The sequence below is a fragment of the Lacimonas salitolerans genome (assembly GCF_042677865.1).
Lineage (GTDB): Bacteria > Pseudomonadota > Alphaproteobacteria > Rhodobacterales > Rhodobacteraceae > Lutimaribacter > Lutimaribacter salitolerans.
Window position 1 is genome coordinate 96,076 of sequence record NZ_JBHUDD010000059.1, and the last position, 16,615, is coordinate 112,690.

13 protein-coding genes are annotated in these 16,615 nt (G+C 65.1%); 9 read left to right on the forward strand and 4 right to left on the reverse strand.

Annotation, left to right across the window (positions count from 1 at the left end):
• Positions 1-30 precede the first annotated feature (30 nt).
• The 8 genes from ACFTOW_RS12240 (at position 31) to ACFTOW_RS12275 (ending at position 10,356) form a co-directional block, all read left to right on the forward strand.
• Positions 31-1,689, forward strand: coding sequence for an amidohydrolase (locus tag ACFTOW_RS12240; RefSeq protein ID WP_379916077.1), 1,659 nt, complete (start codon positions 31-33; stop codon positions 1,687-1,689).
• A 33-nt stretch (positions 1,690-1,722) separates the two neighbouring features.
• Positions 1,723-2,550, forward strand: coding sequence for an ABC transporter ATP-binding protein (locus ACFTOW_RS12245; protein WP_379916079.1), 828 nt, complete (start codon positions 1,723-1,725; stop codon positions 2,548-2,550).
• Positions 2,550-3,383 (forward strand): ABC transporter permease, encoded by an 834-nt coding sequence (locus ACFTOW_RS12250; RefSeq protein ID WP_379916081.1) that lies wholly within the window; start codon positions 2,550-2,552, stop codon positions 3,381-3,383. Before ACFTOW_RS12245 ends, ACFTOW_RS12250 begins: the two co-directional genes overlap by 1 nt.
• A 105-nt stretch (positions 3,384-3,488) precedes the next feature.
• A complete protein-coding gene (locus tag ACFTOW_RS12255; protein ID WP_379916083.1) occupies positions 3,489-4,550 on the forward strand; it encodes an ABC transporter substrate-binding protein in 1,062 nt (353 codons plus the stop codon).
• A 110-nt stretch (positions 4,551-4,660) separates the two neighbouring features.
• Positions 4,661-6,247: a gamma-glutamyltransferase gene (gene ggt, locus ACFTOW_RS12260; protein ID WP_379916085.1), complete on the forward strand. Its 1,587-nt coding sequence runs from the start codon at positions 4,661-4,663 to the stop codon at positions 6,245-6,247.
• 54 nt (positions 6,248-6,301) lie between these two features.
• Positions 6,302-6,844 (forward strand): cysteine hydrolase family protein, encoded by a 543-nt coding sequence (locus ACFTOW_RS12265; RefSeq protein ID WP_379916087.1) that lies wholly within the window; start codon positions 6,302-6,304, stop codon positions 6,842-6,844.
• A gap of 242 nt (positions 6,845-7,086) precedes the next feature.
• Positions 7,087-8,313, forward strand: coding sequence for an ATP-grasp domain-containing protein (locus ACFTOW_RS12270; RefSeq protein ID WP_379916089.1), 1,227 nt, complete (start codon positions 7,087-7,089; stop codon positions 8,311-8,313).
• A 21-nt stretch (positions 8,314-8,334) separates the two neighbouring features.
• A complete protein-coding gene (locus ACFTOW_RS12275) occupies positions 8,335-10,356 on the forward strand; it encodes a hypothetical protein (protein ID WP_379916091.1) in 2,022 nt (673 codons plus the stop codon).
• Between the two features lie 22 nt (positions 10,357-10,378).
• On the opposite strand, the gene ACFTOW_RS12280 is transcribed toward ACFTOW_RS12275, so the two are convergent.
• Positions 10,379-12,322, reverse strand: coding sequence for an acetyl/propionyl/methylcrotonyl-CoA carboxylase subunit alpha (locus ACFTOW_RS12280; protein ID WP_379916093.1), 1,944 nt, complete (start codon positions 12,320-12,322; stop codon positions 10,379-10,381).
• Positions 12,323-12,340: 18 nt separating this feature from the next.
• Positions 12,341-13,954 carry an acyl-CoA carboxylase subunit beta gene (locus tag ACFTOW_RS12285; RefSeq protein WP_379916095.1) on the reverse strand — a complete coding sequence of 538 codons (1,614 nt, stop codon included), beginning with the start codon at positions 13,952-13,954 and terminating at the stop codon, positions 12,341-12,343.
• A 180-nt stretch (positions 13,955-14,134) separates the two neighbouring features.
• Between ACFTOW_RS12285 and ACFTOW_RS12290 the strand changes: the two genes are divergently transcribed.
• The gene (locus tag ACFTOW_RS12290; RefSeq protein WP_379916097.1) at positions 14,135-14,995 is read left to right on the forward strand and encodes a beta-keto acid cleavage family enzyme; all 861 of its coding nucleotides are present in this window, start codon (positions 14,135-14,137) and stop codon (positions 14,993-14,995) included.
• Here ACFTOW_RS12290 and ACFTOW_RS12295 read toward each other — a convergent pair whose 3' ends face one another.
• Both ACFTOW_RS12295 and ACFTOW_RS12300 read right to left on the reverse strand, forming a co-directional pair.
• Entirely contained in the window at positions 14,996-15,706 is a 711-nt protein-coding gene (locus ACFTOW_RS12295; protein ID WP_379916099.1) for a 2-keto-4-pentenoate hydratase, read from the reverse strand.
• Between the two features lie 71 nt (positions 15,707-15,777).
• The gene (locus ACFTOW_RS12300) at positions 15,778-16,557 is read right to left on the reverse strand and encodes a hydroxypyruvate isomerase family protein (protein ID WP_379916101.1); all 780 of its coding nucleotides are present in this window, start codon (positions 16,555-16,557) and stop codon (positions 15,778-15,780) included.
• Positions 16,558-16,615: the final 58 nt, after the last annotated feature.

A 16,615-nucleotide genomic window follows, 5' to 3' on the forward strand; every position in this document is an offset into this window, starting at 1 on the left:
GGGGTGTTTCGGCATCTGCGTCTGCACGGAATGACCGCTGACCTGATCATCAAGGGCGCATCCGCGCTGACCATGAACCCCGATTTTCCCACCGCCTCGGCGGTTGCCATTGCCGATGGCCGCATCCTTGCCGTGGGCGACGATGATGCCGTCATGGCGCAGGCCGGGCCTGCCACCCGGATCATCGACGCCAAGGGGGCGACCCTGCTGCCCGGCTTTGTCGAGGCGCATATGCATCTCTTTGGTGGCGGCGCTTCGCTGCGGCATCTGCTGCTGACCGGCACCAAGGGCTTTGATGCGATCTGCGACAAGGTGCGCGCCTATGCGGCGGACAACCCGGACACCAAGGTGCTGTATGTGCGCGGCGTGGATTACGACATGCTGGATGGCACGCCGTTCGATCGCCACATCCTTGACCGCATCATTGCCGACCGTCCGCTGGCCTTTGTCGCGTTCGATTTCCACACCATGTGGGCCAACACACTGCTGCTGACCGAAACCGGGCTGTTGCAGGGCAAAGAGCTTGGCCCCGGCAACGAGATCGTGATGGCCGAGGACGGGCTGGCCACCGGCGAGTTGCGCGAGGTCGAGGCCTTTGGCCCGATCAATGTCTATTCCGGCGAAGAACGTAACGGGCTGGGCCTGTCCACCGGCGGCGAACCCGATCCCGCGCCCACGCCCGAAGAACGCGCCTTCGACAAGGCCGACCTGCGTGCCGGGCTGGACTGGTGCGCGCGGCACGGCATCACGTCGATCCACAACATGGATGGCAACCTCTATACCCTTGATCTGCTCAAGGAGATCGAGGCCGAGGGCGACCTGCCCTGCCGCGTCAAGGTGCCGTTTCATTTCAAGAACTTCATGGGTCTCGAGATGCTGGAAAAGGCGTCGATGATGCATGACACCTATCAGGGCGACTGGGTGACCTCGGGGCTGGTCAAGGCCTTCTGCGACGGGGTGATGGAGGGCTTTACCGGCTATCTGGTCGATGACTATGCCGACCGCCCCGGCAATCGCGGCGAGCCGCTGTTCACCGAGGAAAAGATGACCGAAATGATGGTCGAGGCGGATCGCCGCGGTCTTCAGATCGCGGTGCATTCCTGCGGCGACGGGGCGGTGCGGCAGGTGCTGAACGGGTACGAGGCCGCCGCGCGCGCCAACGGGGCCCGCGATGCGCGCCACCGGGTCGAACATGTCGAACTGATCCAGGAATCCGATATACCCAGGTTCAAGGCGCTGGGGGCGATCGCGTCGATGCAGCCGCCGCACCCGCCGGGCGCGATGGATTTCCCGGTCGAGCCCGCGAAAACCCGGATCGGGCCGGATCGCTGGCATCTGGCCTATGCCTGGCGGCGGATGATCGACGCGGGCGCGCATGTGCCGTTCTCGTCCGACTGGCCGGTGGCGCGGATCGACGTGCTGGCCGGTATCTACGCCGCCCTGACATGGGAGCCGTGGGAGCCGCACCTGCCCCGGCAGACCGTCACCCTGCACGAGGCGCTGGCGGGCTACACCATCGAAGGCGCCTATGCCGAACATGCCGAAGACCGCAAGGGGATGCTGAAACAGGGCTACCTGGCCGATCTTGTCCTGCTGTCCGGCGATATCGAGGCGGTGGATGTGGCCGACATCCCGTCGCTGAACGTCGCCCTGACGATCTGCGGCGGCAAGATCACCCATCGGGCGTGAACGCATGACCCCCAGGAAATGGAAAGAGCGGATATGACCCTATCAGACCAGACCTTGAAACCCTCGGATCAGGCCGGTGCAGCGCCGGCGGGCCAGCCCTTCATCCGCGCGCTTGGCGTCGGCAAGGTCTATGGCACGAAGGACGAGGATGTCATCGCGCTGGAAGACATCAACCTGCACATAGATCAGGGCGAACTGGTGGTTATCGTCGGGCCGTCGGGCTGCGGCAAATCCACCTTCATGCGGATTCTGGCGGGGCTGACCCCGGCCACGTCCGGGGAACTCTGGCTCAAGGGCGAGCAGGTGACGGGATCGCGCCATGACGTGGGCGTGGTGTTTCAGTCGGCGGTGCTGTTTCCGTGGCGGACCGTGCTGGAAAACGTGATGCTGCCGATCGACGTGCAGAAACGCGGGCGCAAGCAGAACCTGAAACGGGTCAAGGACCTGCTGGCGCTGGTCGGGCTGTCGGATTTCGAAAACCGCTATCCGGCAGAACTGTCGGGCGGCATGCAGCAGCGCGTGGGGATCGCCCGCGCCCTGGCGCATGATCCCGCGATCCTGCTGATGGATGAACCGTTCGGCGCGCTGGATGCCATGACGCGCGATCACATGAACGTCGAGCTTCAGCGCCTGTGGGCCACCAGCCACAAGACCATCCTGTTCATCACCCATTCGATCCCCGAGGCGGTGTTTCTGGCCGACCGCGTCATCGTGATGACGCCGCGCCCCGGGCGCATCGCCGAAATCATGGACATCGACCTGCCGCGCGAACGCACGCTCGACATGATGAGCTCGCCCGAATTCGGCGACTACGTCCGCCGCATCCGCCACCACTTTGGCTCGACAGGAGAACTTGACTGATGCCTGATCTTTCCGACATCGACACGCTGCGCAACCGCATCCTCAGCGTGCTTCTTCTGGTCGTCATCCTTGGCTCGTGGGAGATGTTCGTCCGCTTTGGCGGCGTTCCGGTCTTTGTCCTGCCGCCGCCATCCGACATCGGTGCCGCGCTGTGGCGGGGCTTTGCCAGCGGCGTCTACTGGGAACACATCGGGGTGACCCTGTTTCAGGTCGTCGCGGGCTATGCCATCGGCTGCGGCCTTGGCTTTGTCCTGGGGATCGGGATCGCGCTGAACCGCTATGTGGCGTATTTCATGTATCCCTACATCGTGATGTTCCTGTCGATGCCCAAGGTCGCGCTGGTGCCGCTGATCGTGCTGTGGTTCGGGCTTGGCATGACCTCGAAAATCGTGACAGCGGCGCTGATCTCGTTCTTTCCGCTGATGGTCAACACGATCACCGGGCTGAACGCGGCCAACAAGGATTCGATCGACCTGATGCGCTCGCTCGGGGCGTCGGGGCGGCAGATTTTCGTGATGCTGCGCCTGCCAAGCGCGCTGCCCTTCATCTTTGCCGGGCTCGAGATCGCGATCACCCTGTCGCTGATCGGCACGGTCGTGGCCGAATTCCTGGGCGCGGAACGCGGTCTGGGGATGCTGATGCAAAGCATGAATTTCCTGATGGATATCGGCGGGTCGTTCTCGATCCTGATCATCCTGGCGCTGGTCGGCCTGCTGCTGAACCGCACGCTGCTGTTCGCACGGCGCAAGATCTACTTCTGGGAAAAATTCGACAGCTCGGCACCCACGGCCAAGGCAAAGCCGGCTGCCATGCGTCAGGGCGAAGTGACCTGATGGCGCGGGCGCAGACGCAGCCCAACCGAAAAGCCCCGCAAGAGGGCGACACGCAGGCAGGCACCGCCTGCCACCCCAACGAACGACCAACATAGGAGACTACGAATGACACGTTTCAAGACATTCCTGCTGATGGCGGGCTGTGCTGCGGCAACCGCCTTTGCGCCGGCCGCGCAGGCGCAGACCGAGACGGTGCGCGTGGGCTGGTGCACCAGTGTGCTGACCACCGGCGCCGCGCCCTTTGCCATAGCACAGCATTTCGGCTGGTTCGAAGAGCTGGGCATCAAGGTGGATGTGGTCAATTTCGGCGGCTCGTCGGATTGCGTGCGCAACCTTGCCACCGGCGAGGTGCTGGCCGCCGTGCCGTCGCTGGAGCCGATGGCCCTGCTGGATCAGACAGGCGTCAAGACCAAGGTTTTCTACTCTGCCTTCCGCCGCAACATCTTTGGCATCGGCGTGCCCGAAGACAGCGACATCCAGACCTATGAGGATCTGAAAGGCAAAAGCATCGGCGTGACCTCGATGGCGTCCAATGGCGTCCTGATCGCGCGCTCGATCGCGGCCAGCGTCGGCCTGAACCCGGACACAGATATCAAGATCGTCGTGTCGGGCCAGCCCGCGCAATCGGCGGTCCTGTTGCAGAACGACCAGATTCAGGCGGTCAGCCAGTGGGACACCAACTATACCCTGATGACCCGGGCCGGTGTGCCGATGCGCATGATGACCGATGACCTGATCTCGACCTTCCCGGCCAACAGCTTTGCCGCCCTGCCCGAAACCATCGAGACCCAGGGCGAATTGCTGGCCAAGGTCGCCAAGGGCTACGCGATGGGTCAGATGTTCATCATCGCCGACCCGCGCAAGGGCATGGACATCTTTCAGCAGGTGTATCCGCAGGTCGTGCCCACCGGCCTGGCCTACGAAGAGTCGCTGGACCGTGGCGAGGCGCTGCTGGAAACCGTTGCCGGCAACTGGACCCTGAACGGCGAGACCGAGAACTGGGGCGAGGCCAACATGACCACCTACCAGACATATCTCGACTGGCTGGTGGATGCCGAAGTGCTGACCGCCTCGGTCGATGCAAGCGAACTGGTGACGAACGAGCTGATCGAGCTGATCAACGACGGGCTGGACGAGTCCAAGGTCGAGGCGGCCCTGGCCCAGTAACCAGACGACGCGCGCCCTGTGACCGGGCGCGCGTATCGCAGACATGAAGGGGTTTCGGCCCCTTCATCCCCCAAGTACCGCAGAATCCTGCCAAAAGACGGAGCCGCACAATGCGCGATTTTCAATCCCCAGGCCGCTCGCCCGCACGGTCCACCGATGCGATGGCCGCCACGTCGCACCCGCTGTCCACGCTTGCCGCGCTGGACATCCTGCGCGCAGGCGGCAACGCCATGGATGCCGCCATCTGTGCCGCGGCGGTGCAGGCCGTGGTCGAGCCGCAATCCACCGGCATCGGCGGCGACTGCTTTGCGCTCTATTGCCCGAACGGCAGCGACGAAGTGATTGCCTTCAACGGATCGGGGCGCGCGCCGCAGGGGGCGACGATCGACGCCTACCGCGCCAAGGGCCTGACCGAGGTGCCAAGGCACGGCCCCCATGCGGTCACGGTGCCCGGAGCCATCGACGGTTGGTGCCAGCTTCTGGCCGATCACGGTCGCCTGGACATGGCCGCGGTGCTGGCCCCCGCCATCCATTATGCCGAACACGGCTACGTCGTCCACGACCGCGTCGCCTTTGACTGGAAGGCCACTCAGGATGCGCTGGCCGCCGATCCGCATTCGGCCCGCATCTTTCTGCCCGGCGGTCAGGCCCCAAGCGCCGGGGATCTGCACAGGCAGCCGGAACTGGCCGAAACCCTGCGCACAATTGCCAAAAATGGCCGTGCCGGATTCTACGAGGGGCCTGTGGCCGAAGATATGGTGGCCCGCCTGCAGGAGCTGGGCGGCGTCCATACGATGCAGGATTTCGCCGATACCAAGGGCGACTATGTCACCCCCATCGCCGCCGATTACCGGGGCGTGCGCGTGCATCAGGTACCGCCCAACAATCAGGGCCTGACCGCGCTGGTGATGTTCAACCTGATGGCCCGACACGATCTGACCGGGCTTGATCCGATGGGCGTCGACAAGCTGCACCTTGAGGTCGAGGCCGGCCGGCTGGCCTTTCATCAGCGCAACACGCGCATGGCCGATCCCGCAGCTTCGGCCGGGGTGGTCGAGGAATTGCTGTCGAACGCCTTCACCGACCGGCTGGCCGCCGAGATGGACCCGACCCGCGCGATGGATCACCTGCCCGATGCCGATCTGGCGATGTCCGACACGGTCTATATCTCGATCGTCGACAGCGACCGCAACGCGGTCAGCTTCATCAACTCGACCTACTATGCCTTCGGCAGCGCCGTGACCGCGCCGAAATCCGGTGTCGTGCTGCAGAACCGCGGCCACAGCTTCAAGCTTGACCCCGATCATCCCAACGCGATCGCGCCGGGCAAGCGCCCGCTGCACACGATCATGCCCGGGATGGTGACAGGCGCAGGCAAGGCGCTGATGCCCTTCGGCGTGATGGGCGGCGATTACCAGCCATTCGGCCATGTGCACGTTCTGACCAACCTGCTGGATCATGGCATGGATATTCAGGAGGCCATCGACTGCCCGCGCGTGTTCCACGAAAAGGGCGCGGTGGTCGCGGAAACCGGCGTGCCCGAACAGACGGTTCAGGGGCTTAAGGCCAGGGGTCACAAGGTGATTGCCGCCGACGCCCCCCATGGCGGTGCGCAGGCGATCTGGATCGACTGGGACAAGGGCACGCTGACCGGCGGCTCGGACCCGCGCAAGGACGGTCTGGCGCTTGGGTACTGATGGCCGCACACTATGTAAGCTGGGCCAACCGCCCCAAACCAGAATGGACACCAGATGAAAAACGCGCTGATCCTTGTCGATATCCAGAACGATTACTTCGAAGGTGGCAAATGGCCCGTCGCCCGCATGGCCGAGGCGGCAGAAAACGCCGCCCTGCTGCTGGCCGCCGCGCGCGACAAGGGCGACATGGTCGTTCATGTGCATCACGAGATGCCCGAGGGCGGCCCGTTCTTTGTCGCAGGCACTCCCGGTGCCGCGATAAGCCCGGTCGTCGCCCCTCAAGAGGGCGAGGCGCAGGTGCTGAAACACAAGCCCAACAGCTTTCGCGACACCGGGCTTGAGACGCTGTTGCGCGACGCAGGCATCGGATCGGTCACGATCTGCGGGGCCATGTCGCAGATGTGCATCGACGCCACAGCGCGCGCAGCGGCCGACATGGGCTTTGCCGTCACCGTGGTCCAGGATGCCTGCGGTGCCAGGGCCACGTCTTTCGCCGGTGTCGATGTGCCGGCCGAGATGGTCCATGCCACCATCATGGGCGCGCTGAACGGCAGCTATGCCTCGGTCGTCGGCACGCAGGCCCATCTGGCGGATTGACCTCGGCCTGATTGCAACCATCGCAAGGGACATGCCGATCCATCGGCATGGCGCTGGCTGTCCCTGCGACATCAGCCACGCGCCGAGTTTGCAATTATACTTAGATATGCTAAGTACCTTGTGTATGACATGACGCCTTTGCCCCAGTGCGGCCGGCTTGCTCCGGTTTGAACCGGCATCCCGGCCCGACCGGGGTGGTGGTTTATTGCGTCACCCTGATCCAGATTTCCGAGAGGCTTACCATGACAGAGAAAAACCCCGACAAGGGTTACGTAGCGATCCTTGGCTGGTCGCTGAACGCGATCGACGCCATCGACCGATTCGACCGGCGCTACGTGATCGTTGCGCCCACCTGGGCCGAGGAATATGCCAAGGCGAACGATATCCCCTTTATCGCTTGGGATTTCGACCGGCTGAACGAACGTTCGCACGAGATTGCGCAGATCCTCAAGGACGAGGGCTGCGACGTGGCGATCCCTCTGTATGAAGAGACGGTGGAATGGGCCGGGGCGATCAATTCGGTGCTGCTGGACAACCCGCGCCTGCTGGGCCAGTCGATGCTGTTTCGCGACAAGTCGCTGATGAAGCGCCGCGCGCAATTGGCCGGCATCCGCGTCGGCATCTTTGAAGAGGCCGACAACCACGCCGATGTAATTCGGTTTCTGAAGCGTGTGAACCAGACGCTGCTCAAGCTGGACGGCGACGTGAACGACCCGATCCATTTCAAGGCGTTCGACAAGGCCGGCTGCCTTGGGCACCGCACCATCCGCACGGTCGAGGATGTCGATTCCATTTCGAATGACGAGTTTCCCGCGCTGCTGGAAAGCCATCTGGACGGTTGGGAATTCGCGGTCGAGGCATGGATCAAGGATGGCAAGATCCAGTTCCTGAACATCTCGGAATACGTGACGCTGGGCTATTCGGTCTTCGTGCCCGCCACGCCCGAGCTTGAATCCTGGCGCCCCAAGATCGAGGAGCAGATCAACAAGCTGATCGAAGCCTTCGAAATCGACTTCGGCTTCATCCACCCGGAGTACTTCGTGACCAATGACGGCACGATGTACTTTGGCGAGGTGGCCTATCGTCCGCCCGGCTTCAACGCGCTGGAGCTGATCGAACGCGCCTATGGCTTCAACGGCTATCAGGGCATCGTTCTGGCCTTCGACCCCAAGACCACGCAGGAAGAGCTTGATGCCTTCTTCCCGACGCCGCTGGAAGACGCCAAGGGCTACGCCGGGTGTTTCGGGGCCTATCCCCGCCGCCGCGTTGTCGAGCGGCTGGAAGTGCCCGAAGAAACCGCGAAACATCCGTATTTCGAGTTTCACGAGCTTGCCCAGCCCATGGAACAGAAGGTAACCAAGCGCACGGCCTTTGGCACGCATTGGGGGCTGGTGTATTTCTTCGGTGAAGATCCGCACAAGCTGCGTGATCTTCTCAGGGCGCAAGAGGATCTTGATTTTTATGTGTAACCCCCACGGAGACCACCGCCCATGACCGGCGCCGACACCGGGGACGAGGCCGCGCGCCTCGTCGCCACCCTCGAGGGTCCGCTGTCGCGGCTCGAACAGGCCCGCCCCTTTGCCAAGCCGCGTCACCAGACACAGGTTCTGGACGTGGCAAGCCGTCTGCTGGCCGTCGCCGGCGGGGTGGCCCGGTTGCGCGGGCTTGCCCCGCGGATGGACGCGGCAGGCATCTTTTCCGGGTCCGACTGGGATGCACCGGCCAACCTGCTGCCCGGTCTGGTCTCGGGCACGCTGGAACATGGCGCGCCCCATGCCGTCGCCGCCGAGGCCACCAGCCTGCTGCGCCTGCTGGCCATCGCCAAGGGCGAGGCAGAGCATCCGACGATCCATGCCGCTGCCGCCCGACGCTTCCTGACGCAGGTTCTTGCGCTCAACATGCGGCGGTTCTTTGGGGCCACGGACGAGGCCGCGCGCGCCAACAGCGACCGCCAGGCCATGGTCGACGTGCTGTTTCGCTATCTGGTCGAGCATGTCGGCTTTCAGGATGTGACCGGCGAACTGGTCGAAGAGATATGGCGCATCCTGCGCCAGCGCTCGATTCAGGTCGCGCATGTGAAAGACATGATCGCGCAGATCGCCATCACCCTGTCCGAACGCGGCGGCGATCTGGGCGACCGGCGGCTTGGGGCCGACCGTCTGGTGTCGGCGCTGTTTGGCCCGACCACCGCCTGCATGGATGATCCTGGTCTGGACGCCTATCGCGAGCGGCTGGCCAGAATGGATGAAAGCGACCTGCGCCACGAAGCGCAGGGGCTGGCCAGGGCGATGCACGACACCGGGCTGGTGTCAGACTATCACGCCGCGTTCCTGCTTTGGGTGCTGGATACCGACCATGACGGGCTGGCCCCCGAGGTTCTGGGTCTTGGCAACACCGGGCGAGACTGCTGGCGCTGTCATCGCGGGCTGGTGATCGACATGATCCGCCGCGCCGTGCGCCCCGAAACCGCGCAGGCGCTGTATGGCCTGTCACTGCTGCTGGATCGCGGCATCCTGCATCACCCGCCCATCGCACCCGCCCTGCGCCGCCAGCTTGCGCTGCAGCCGTGCCCGGCTGTGGCCGAGCGGTTGTCGATGGCCGGTCTTTACGTGGCACCGCCCGCCGATCTTTTGCTGGCCGGATGCATCCAGGTGCTGGGTCAGCCCTTGGGCGTGGGGCAGGGGGCCAATCCCACCTGTCAGTCCGCGCGCGCCATCGCGATGTGGGCGCAGAACGATCCCGACTATCTGCTGCATCTGGTGGCACAGGCCGCGCGGGCCGAGTCCGTGGCAATGCATTTCGAAGGCCGGGCCATTGATTCCGCCGCCCTTCCGGCGGGGCTGGCGACCGGTGCGCCGCTGGATGCCGACCCGGTGTCGGTCGTGCTGGTGCCGCATCTTGACCGGATCTATGCCGAGATGGGCCGCCTGTGCGCCGACCGCAACAACGACCCCCATATCTGGATCAACCCCGAGTTTCATGGCTGGTGGGTTGGCCGCAACTGCGCGGTCGCAGTCGACGTGCCCACCGGGGCGCTGGCCGGGATCGAGGATTTCATCGCCCGGTTCCACACCGCCTATCACCCAAGGTTCAACGGTGGCGAGCCTGTCACCCATCCCCAGCCCGCCGGGATTGCCGCAACGGACGCAACCGGGCGCTTTGTCGGCTGGCACGCGATCACCATCCTGCGCGTCGCCCCCGATCAGGAAGACGACATGCGGGTCTATTTCTACAACCCCAACAACGATTCCGGGCAGGACTGGGGCGATGGCGTCGTCGTCTCGACCCATGGATCGGGCGAGCGTCCGGGCGAGGGATCACTGCCCTTCGAACTCTTCGCCTCGCGTCTGTACCTGTTTCACGAGGACAGGCTGCGGCCCGCCGGCATTCAACGACCGCCCGACGAGGTGCTGACCCGCACCGCCGATCTGGCGCGCAGGACTTGGGCCGCAGGCCGGGAAGAGATCGGCGGCGACGCCATCACCCGCCTTGCCACGGTCGAGGTCATCTGATCCGGCCAGACCGCTTGCCGGATCAACCGCCCTCGATCTCGACCAGCACGGCACGGGCGCTGACCTGCATGCCCCTTTCCACGTTCACGGCGGTCACCGAGCCGGACAGGGGGCTGGCGTGGGCGTGCTCCATCTTCATCGCCTCGATGACCAGCAGCCGCTGACCGGCGGTGACGGCATCGCCGACCGCCACGTCAACTGCCATCACGGTGCCGTTCATCGTGGCGCGCACCCTGCCATCGCCCCCGGCGACGGCCGTGACGACCGGGGCAAAGCTGAGGTCGCGAAAATCATGGCACCGCCCGTCGATCTGGATCGTCACATCGTCCCCGTCGCGGAGCAGGATCGCCGGCTGCAAGGCCCCGTTCAGGTCCAGCGTCACCCTTGGCCCCTGCACATCGACGACACGCAGATCCACGGGTTCGTGCCCGGGCATGGAGACATGGCACAGCCCGTCCGGCAGCGCCCGAACAACGGGGTGATAATCGGTTTCGCCGCGCGACAGGCGCATGGGCGTCGGAAACCCGTGCACCAGCCGTATGCCCGGACCGGCGCGCAGCATGGCCGCCGCAATCATCGCCGCGCGGGCCTGCGCGCCTGCATCCCCGCCCAGCAGGTCATCGCCATGATCGCCGATGAACCCCGTCGTCGCAGCCCCCGCCGCAAACACAGGGTGCGCCAGGCAATCGGCAAGGAAATCCCTGTTCGTCCGCAGCCCGATGGCCACCGTCTGCTCCAGCCCCGCCAGCAGCTTGCGCCGCGCGTCCTCGCGCGATGTGCCATGCGCAATCAGCTTGGCGATCATCGAATCGTATTGCGGCGGCACCCTCGATCCGCTGCGCAGCGCGTGATCCACCCGCAGGAACGGCGCCGGTTTCCACAGCGCCAGTGTCCCGCTTTGCGGCATGAAACCCGCATTTGCATCCTCGGCGCACAGGCGCACCTCGATCGCGTGGCCGGTGAAGGTCACATCGTCCTGCGTCATCGGCAGCGGCTCGCCCGCTGCGATCCGAAGCTGCAATTCGACCAGGTCCAGCCCGGTGATCGCCTCGGTCACCGGGTGTTCCACCTGAAGCCGCGTGTTCATCTCCATGAAGAAGAAATTGCCCTCCGCATCCAGCAGGTATTCGAACGTGCCCGCCCCGACATAGCCGATGGCCCGCGCGGCCTCGATCGAGGCTTGGCCCATCGCCGCGCGCAAGCCGGGGCTGACGGCGGGTGAGGGCGCTTCCTCGATCACCTTCTGGTGCCGCCGCTGGACCGAGCAATCGCGCTCGCCCAGGTGGATCACGTTGCCATGGCGGTCGGCCATGATCTGGATCTCGACATGGCGCGGGGCGGTGATGGCCTTTTCCAGCAGCAAGGTGTCATCGCCAAAGGCGCTTCTGGCCTCGGATTGCGCCGAGGCGAGTTGACCGGCAAAGTGGCTTTCGTCGCTGACCAGCCGCATCCCGCGCCCGCCACCGCCCGCCGTGGCCTTGATCATCACCGGAAACCCGATGCGTTGCGCCTGCGCCAGCAGCGCATCCGTGCCTTGATCCCCGCCCTGATAGCCCGGAACGCAGGGCACCCCGGCCTTGTCCATCAGGGCCTTGGCACTGGCCTTGTCACCCATCTGCCGGATGGCCTCCGCCCCCGGTCCGACAAAGACGATGCCCGCCGCCTCGCAGGCCAGCGGCAGTGCCGGGTTCTCGGCCAGGAACCCGTAACCGGGATGGATCGCATCGGCCCCGGTCTTTCTCGCAGCCTCAATGATCGCATCCACCCGCAGGTATGACTGCGCCGGGGCCGCCCCGCCGATGCACACCGCCTGATCGGCCATGCGCACATGCGCGGCGTCGGTATCCGCGTCGGAATAGACGGCCACCGTGCCAAATCCCATGGCGCGGGCCGTGCGCATGATGCGCACCGCGATCTCGCCCCGGTTGGCGACCAGCAGTTTGCGGAATGGTGTGGGATGGGTCATCTGCGTGCCTTGCGAGGATCAGGGACGGGCAACGGCGAACTGGATCTCGCGCGGCTTGCGGGCATCACCCGCGCGCGCCATCTGCATCAGCTCCAATATCAGGTCGCGGGTGTCGCGCGGGTCGATCACGCCGTCATCCAGCAACCGTGCCGAGGTATATGTCGCATCCATCTGCCGGTCGAAATTGTTGATGATCCGTGCCTTCAGCGCGTCCAGCCTTGGCCGGTCCACCGGCTGGCCCAGCCGCTCGGCGCGCATTTCCTGCACCACCGCCATCGTTCCGGCGGCCTGTTCACCGCCCATCACGGCGGTGCGGGCATTGGGCCAGGAAAAGCAGAACCGCGGATGAAACCCGCGCCCGCACATGCCGTAATTGCCCGCACCAAAGGACGCCCCGCAATAGATGGTGAATTGCGGCACCGTCGCGGTTGTCACGGCCTGGATCATCTTTGACCCGTGCTTGATCGCGCCCGCCTCTTCATAGCTGCGCCCGACCATGAACCCGGTGGTGTTGTTGAGATACAAAAGCGGCGTGCCCGCCTGGCAACAGGCCTGAATGAAATGCCTGGCCTTGGCGGCGCCATCGGGGTCGATCGGACCGTTGTTGGTGATGATCCCGATGGGCCAGCCCGCGATCGTCGCGGTGCCGCAGACCGTGCCGCTGCCATAGCGCGCGCCGAATTCCACAAATTCCGACCCGTCGACGATGCGGGCGATCACCTCTTTCATGTCTACCGGCTGGCGGTGGTCCATCGGCATCAGCCCCAGAAGATCGTCGCGGTCATACGCGGGGTCGGCGTAGTCCCGTGGTTCCTGACCATCGTCCCAGTCGATGCCTCCAAGGATCGACCGGGCCAGCCCCAGCGCCTCGCGGTCATCCTCGGCCAGATAGTCGCCCAGACCCGAGACGCCGGTGTGCATCTCGGCCCCGCCCAGTTCCTCTTCGGTCGCGATCTCGCCGGTTGCCGCCTTCAACAGCGGCGGACCGGCCAGAAACGCCCGCGTGCGCCCGCGCACCATGATGATGTGATCGCTCAGCCCGGTCTGATAGGCCCCTCCGGCGGTCGAGCTGCCATGCGTCACCGTCACCACCGGCAGCCCCGCCGCCGACAGCCGCGCAAGGTTGCGAAACAGGTTGCCGCCGCGCACGAAATCCTCGACCCGGTACTCCATCAGGTTGGCACCGGCGCTTTCGACAAGCTGGACATAGGGCAGCCGGTTTTCCAGCGCGATTTCCTGCGCGCGCAACTGCTTGTCCAGCCCCATCGGCTGCAACGCCCCTGCCGCGATGCCGGAATCCGACGCGCAGATCATGCAGCGCACGCCGGCGACATGGCCGATCCCGGCGATCACACCGCCGCCCGGCACGGATTTTTCGGGATCGTCGGTATCCATCCCGTAGCCCGCCAGCCGGGACAGTTCGATGAATGCCCGCCCCGGATCCAGCAGCAGCGCCACCCGGTCACGCGGCAGCAATTGCTGGCGTTTCTCGAACCTGTCGCGGGACTTTTCCGAGGCGGCGCGGGCGCGCCCCTCGATCTCGGCCAGCCTGTCCAGCAGGTCCAGCATGCCCTTGCGATTGGCCTGAAACCCCTCTGATGCGGGAGAAACCGAGCTTATGATCCGGGCCATGCCTTGTCCCCCCGCGGCTGAAAACCTGAGCCAGTCGCCCTTGTCTGGCACGCAATCGTCCTCCGGTCAAAAGTGCCGTTCCCGCACAAATGCCGTGCCCGACTTGCGCAGACCCGTGGTTCAGGGTCAGCATGGACCGGCACAGGGCACCGAACGCCAGACCGAACAGCCGGAGCTGCCATGACCAAAGCCATCCTGACCTGCGCGCTGAACGGCGTGCTGACCGACCCACGCCAGCACAACGTGCCGGTAACCCCCGAGGACATGGCCGCCGAGGCGCGCCGCGCCTGTGATGCGGGCGCATCGGTCATGCATATCCATCTGCGCCGACAGGAACCTGATCAGGGACATCTGCCGTCGTGGGATGTGGCTTTGTCGCGCCGGGTGCAGGCGGCGATCCGCGATGCCTGCCCCGGTGTGATCATCAACCATACCACAGGCACTGTCGGCCCCGCGTATCAGCCTGCGCTGGACTGCATCGCCGCAACCGCGCCGGAGATCGCCGCCTGCAATGCCGGATCGCTGAATTACCTGAAACTGCGGAGCAACGGCGATTGGGCCTGGCCGCCGATGATGTTCGACAACCCGGTGGAGAAGGTGCGCGATTTTCTGGACGTGATGGCGCGCGCGGGTACCGTGCCCGAGTTTGAATGTTTCGATACCGGGATCGTGCGTTGCGTGGACATGTATCGCCGCCGCGGCATGTTCTCGGGCACTGCGCAGTTGAATTTTGTGATGGGTGTGGCCTCGGGCATGCCCGCCGATGCCGATCTGCTGCCGATCCTCGTGCGGCTGGCACCGGAGGATTCGCGCTGGCAGGTCACGGCCATCGGGCGCGCCGAGATATGGCCCCTGCACCGGCGCACGGCCGAGATGGGGGGGCATCTGCGCACCGGGCTGGAAGACACGTTCTACCTGCCGTCCGGCGAAAAGGTCACATCGAACGGCCCGCTGATCGAGGCACTGGCGCGCACCGCCCGCGAGGCCGGTCGCGAGGTCGCCACCCCGTCCGAGGCCCGCGCCATCCTCGGCCTGTCCTAGTCAGGTCAACCGCAACACCGCCCGGCCCAGACCGGACATTTCCATGACAATCTCGCCCGTGCCGTCGTGATACCAGATCGGGCTGTGGGTGCCGCACAGCACGATCTGCCCGGCCTCCAGCGTCAGGCCGCGCGCCGCCAGATGGTTGGCCAGCCAAGTCACGGCCTCCAGCGGATTTTGCGGCGCGGCGCCCGTCACATCGTGGCGGATTTCCCCGTCGATGGTCAACGTCGTGCGCACCTTGGATATGTCCAGCTGATCGGGCGCGATGCCCGGCCCGCCAAGGACTGCGCCCACGTTCGAGATGTTCTGCGCGACGATGTCGGGCAGGTGGATCTGGCTCATGTCGCAATCGCGCATGTCCAGCAGTTCGAACGCCGGCACAAAGCGGTCAATCGCGCCCTGAACGGTGGCCGCGACGAACGGCGCGTCCTGCGCAGGCAGGGTGGTTTTCATCACCGCGGCAATCTCGGGCTCCAGCGCGAACTGGCGATAATCGGCGGCGCGCAACTCGGCGGGGCTGTCGCGACGCAGCGCGGCAAATACCCGTCCGCTGGCAGGCTCGCCAATGCCGAACCGCTCCAGCAGCGCCTTGGAGTTCGCGGCGATCTTCCATCCCGCAACCGCACCGAATGCCGCGTCCTGCGACAGATGCCCGGCCACCTGATCCTGCAACGCATAGGCGGCGTCCAATGTCCGTGGCGTAGGCATGGGATGTGCATCGAATGTGCATGCCCCGTGTATCTCTTCAATGATGCGTTTTGCGGTTCCGTCGTCCTGTGTCATGCGATCATCTTTCTGAAATCCGCCATCCAGCCCAGCCCGGCGGCGGTGTCCTCTGCGGGGCGGTATTCTGCCGAGACCGTCCCGTCATATCCCGTATTTTTCAGCGCATCAAAGGCGGCGGCAAAGTCGATATCGCCACTGCCCGGCTCGTTCCGGCCCTTGGTGTCTGCGAATTGCACATGGCCGATGCGCGGACCGGCCTGCGCGATGGCCGCGCAAAGATCGGGTTCGGTGATCGCCATGTGATAAAGGTCGAACTGCACGAACAGGTTGGGATGATCGGCCTCGGCCAGAATATCCAGCGCCGATTGCAGATCCGTCAGGAAGAAGCCGGGCACATCCACAGGATTGACCGGCTCGACCATCACGCGCACGCCGATATCCGCCATCACGTCGGCGGTGTGGCGCAGGTTTGCAATCAGGGTGCGGCGGCATTCGGCCCGGTCCGCGCCGGGCAGCGGGCGGCCCGACAGCACGTTGACCTTCTGCACCGACAGCGCAGCGGCGTTTTGCGCACAGGTGGCAACGGCGGCGCGGAAGTCATCCTGCCGCCCGGGCAGCGCGGCCATGCCGACCTCGTCGCCCACGCCGCGAGGCACGTTGATCAGGTCCATCGGCAGGCCGGTGGCCGCGATCGCGGCGCGCAGCGGGTGGATGTCACCGGGCTCGGGGAACTGGATTTCCGCCCCGTCAAACCCGGCGTCATGCGCCGCCGCGACACGGTCAGCGACAGGCGTTTCAGTGAAAAGCATCGAGATATTGGCGATCAGGCGCATTGGTTTACCTTGGGAAAATTTCGTTGACAGGAAACGGGATTCGGGTGTTTTGTTCAAG